General features: G+C 67.4%; 1 pseudogene. It reads right to left on the bottom strand.

From position 1 onward, the window contains the following. Positions 1 to 201, bottom strand: a pseudogene (locus BEA93_RS25430) (hypothetical protein); the annotation flags it as partial. Positions 202 to 304: the final 103 nt, after the last annotated feature.

The raw sequence follows: 304 nt of genomic DNA on the forward strand, positions 1-304 counted from the left end.
GGAGCCAGCGAAGCTGTCTCCGCCCTGGCGGGCTTCCATCCCTGACGCGAACCCCCGGCTTGCAGCGACCGTTCCGGTCGCGCCGCCTCTGTCGCGCCGTGGCCTGCGCTCCTGGCATCCCGGCAAAAGGCCGCCGGGATGTAAGGGGCAACGCCGTTTCGCAAACCGCGCTCTTCGTCGTTGCGGCGGGCCCCTGCTCATTGCCTGCCGGGTGCCACACACCCGTATGAGTCCCTGTCGCCGGGGGCTGATACAGCCACAACCTGCCGCACTGACTGTCCAGGGTAAATGAACAGCCCACAAA

Source organism: Escherichia sp. MOD1-EC5950 (genome assembly GCF_002965345.1).
In the GTDB taxonomy this organism is placed as follows: Bacteria; Pseudomonadota; Gammaproteobacteria; order Enterobacterales; family Enterobacteriaceae; genus Escherichia; species Escherichia marmotae.